At 65.1% G+C, this 2,720-nt stretch carries 4 protein-coding genes and 1 pseudogene; 1 reads left to right on the forward strand and 4 read right to left on the reverse strand.

Annotated features, from left to right (window positions below):
• The first annotated feature begins 101 nt into the window (after positions 1 to 101).
• A complete protein-coding gene (ccoS, locus tag ACH107_RS31880; protein ID WP_310691285.1) occupies positions 102 to 263 on the forward strand; it encodes a cbb3-type cytochrome oxidase assembly protein CcoS in 162 nt (53 codons plus the stop codon).
• A 64-nt stretch (positions 264 to 327) separates the two neighbouring features.
• Here the strand turns inward: ccoS and ACH107_RS31885 are convergent, their stop codons facing one another.
• The 4 genes and pseudogenes from ACH107_RS31885 to ACH107_RS31900 all read right to left on the reverse strand — a co-directional run.
• Complete coding sequence (locus ACH107_RS31885) at positions 328 to 567, reverse strand: CDGSH iron-sulfur domain-containing protein (RefSeq protein WP_310691284.1); 240 nt, start codon at positions 565 to 567, stop codon at positions 328 to 330.
• Between the two features lie 124 nt (positions 568 to 691).
• Positions 692 to 1,552 carry a sigma-70 family RNA polymerase sigma factor gene (locus tag ACH107_RS31890; protein WP_412509647.1) on the reverse strand — a complete coding sequence of 287 codons (861 nt, stop codon included), beginning with the start codon at positions 1,550 to 1,552 and terminating at the stop codon, positions 692 to 694.
• Between the two features lie 75 nt (positions 1,553 to 1,627).
• Positions 1,628 to 1,894, reverse strand: a complete 267-nt coding sequence (locus tag ACH107_RS31895; protein WP_412509648.1) for a hypothetical protein — start codon at positions 1,892 to 1,894, stop codon at positions 1,628 to 1,630.
• Between the two features lie 62 nt (positions 1,895 to 1,956).
• Positions 1,957 to 2,634: pseudogene (locus ACH107_RS31900) on the reverse strand (IS630 family transposase); the annotation flags it as partial.
• Between the last annotated feature and the right edge of the window lie 86 nt (positions 2,635 to 2,720).

Raw genomic sequence — 2,720 nt, forward strand, 5'->3', positions numbered from 1 at the left:
GGCAGCAAGACGCCCTTGCAGGCGATGAAGGGCTGGCACAAACTCAAGCCCGAGCTGTTCAAGAAACAGCCATACCACCTTCCGGGATGTGACAGGTAGGAATGGAAGTTCTGTCCTTTCTCATCCCGATCTCGATCTTCCTCGGCGTCGTCGGACTTGGCGGGTTTATCTGGACACTGCGCACAAACCAGTACGACGACCCGGAAGGCGACTCTCGCCGCATCCTGTCAGATACCTACGACGACCACCCCGCCGAGGACTGACGGCACAAGGAGACCGGCGCTGGTCTGACCTCTCGCCGATGCCGGTGCCGCAGGAACGCCGGCCCTACAGCTTTGCGTGGGAGCCATCGCAGAGCGGCGCATTCGCGGAGGCCTTGCACCCACAGAAGAAGACCTTGCCATCCTTTTCGGGCGTATACTTCACAGGCGTGAAGTCGGTGCCCTTGTGGCTTCCGTCGCAGAACGGCTGCTTGCTGCTCTTGCCACAGGCGCACCAGAAGTAGGTCTTTCCAGCTTCGACATCCGTTGCAAACGGGGATTTCTGGGCGATAACGGGGTCCGACATGGGGGTTTCCTTTCCCTGTTGTGAGCGTTGTTTCGGGCACGCGGGGCACGTCCGCGACACAAGGTGATGCCGTCGCGCCGCCGATCAAGTCAAGGTGCGACGCCCGCGCGACCACCCGGCGCGCTCAGGCTAGATGGTCCGGGCCGACCCCGCGGTCGGCCAGGGCCTCCCTGAGACGCGCGAAGGCGCGTTCGCGCAACTGGCGCACGCGCTCCTTCGACACGCCGTAGTGGTCGCCCAGCCCTTCCAGCGTGGCGGGCGGGTCGCTTACCTGAGTGGCGACAATGATCTCGCGCTCGCGTCGGGGCAGTGTCGCAAGCGTCTCGGCCAGGACCGCCCGCAGATCCGCCGTTTCCAGCCGCTGCAGCGGCAGGGGTGCGTCCAGGCTCGCGGGATCGACCAGAAGAGCGATGCGTTCGGTGCCGTCTTCGTCCTGCGCCGGCGCGTTCAGGGACTGATCGCGGCCGGTGACGAGCGCGCGCAACTCGGCGGCGCGTTTCTCGCCTACGCCAAGCGATGCGGCAAGCTGTTTGTCCTGCTCGGCGCTGTCGGCCCCCCGGTCAGCGGGCGTCTGCGCGTCGAGACTGGCAAGACGCGCGACCGCCGCGCGGGTCTGGTGCGAGTTGGGCCGCCGCACGATGGACATGTTCGACCGTGCGTAATTCTGCACCTCGTCGCGCACCCACCAGGCCGCGTAGGTCGAAAACCTCAATCCGCGGTCGGTGTCAAAACGGTCAGCCGCCTTCATCAGGCCGATATTGGCCTGCTGCAACAGGTCCGGGTCGACCTCGCCGGTGTCGCGCCTGTAACGCTTGGCGATCGACGCCGCCAGGGGCGCGAAGGCGGCAAGCAGACGATCCCGCGCGCCCCGGTCGCCCCGGGTCTGCCAGGCGCGGATCAGCGCCTGCTCGCGGTCGTGGGACAGCATTCCGGGCGTGCGGACACGGTGGCTGCCGTTGGCGATGTTGGTGACGGGCTTGTTCATGGTGCGGGCCGATATGGTTTCGATACGAAACTACCCGCAGCGCCCCGCGCCTGTCAAACTGGTTTCGATACGCTATCAGTTTTCGAGGACACCGAGGTCGGCCAGCAGCGCGTCGCGCGCCCGGTCGCGCGCGACCAGATCCCCCAGATCGGTCCGCCCGGCGACGACGTCATCCTCACGGGGGAATTGCACCTGCGTGACGTAGGACATGAAGGCGTCCCGCAGGCCGGGGTCGAAATCCAGCGCCTCGGGGCGCGCCAGGCACTGTTCCAGCGCCGCGCGGGACGCCGCCACCGTCGCGATGCCATGAATCGCATAGAAGGCCTGGCCCAGCACGATCACCGGCTTGTCGAAGAACAGGCTCTCGAAGCCGACCGAGGAATTAAAGCGTTTCGGTTTTTACCTGCGACATATCCGGCGGCCTTGAAGAAGCTCCAACATTCGTTTGGTGAGAACATATCGCAGATGTCTCCGAGGGCTTCGAAGAGGTCTGTAAAGGTTCTGGCGCCAATCCTGCGCAGGTGCGCCTTGAGTTTCGAGAAGGCTTGCTCGACGGGGTTCAGGTCCGGGGAGTATGGCGGCAGGTAGAGGAACCAGCACCCGGCCTGCCGCAGTGCCTCTGCCGCCTCGACGTTGCGGTGCGTGGCAAGGTTGTCGAGGATGACGACAGTGCCAGGGTGCAGTTCCGGCACCAGCACCTCGCGGACATAGGCGGCGAAGGCGGGTCCGTCCATCGCGCCCTTGATCACCCAGGGCGCGATCAGCATCTCAGCCGTCAGCCCGGCGATGAATGTCTGCGTGCCCCGGTTTCCGAACGGCGCATTCATCTGCAGCCGCTGCCCGCACGGGGCAGGCCCCCGCAGGCGCGTGGGGTTCGTCTTCACGGAGGTTTCATCAATGAAGACAAGACGTTCCGGCTGTGCCCGCATGGCGGGCATGCGACGCTTCTGCCAATCCGGGCGCGCGCGCCTTACCTTGGCACGACGGCGCTCGGTGGCCACCAGCGACTTTTTTTTGTATGTGAAGCCGAGACGCGACAGGAGGCTGGCAATCGAGGAATGGTGGACCTTGTACCGGGGCACGGTTCTGAGACAGCGCGTTGCGCTGGTTAGGCCGCCATCTTAATCCCCGTGACGGCTTCGGGTTCAAGGGCTTTTTGCTCGGCCCT

Source organism: Roseovarius halophilus (ex Wu et al. 2025), assembly GCF_047086965.1.

Bases quoted from the DNA above. Each gene is read 5' to 3' on its own strand.
- ccoS (WP_310691285.1), top strand. From the start codon at position 102: ATGGAAGTTCTGTCCTTTCTCATCCCGATCTCGATCTTCCTCGGCGTC.
- ACH107_RS31885 (WP_310691284.1), bottom strand. From the start codon at position 567: ATGTCGGACCCCGTTATCGCCCAGAAATCCCCGTTTGCAACGGATGTC.
- ACH107_RS31890 (WP_412509647.1), bottom strand. From the start codon at position 1,552: ATGAACAAGCCCGTCACCAACATCGCCAACGGCAGCCACCGTGTCCGC.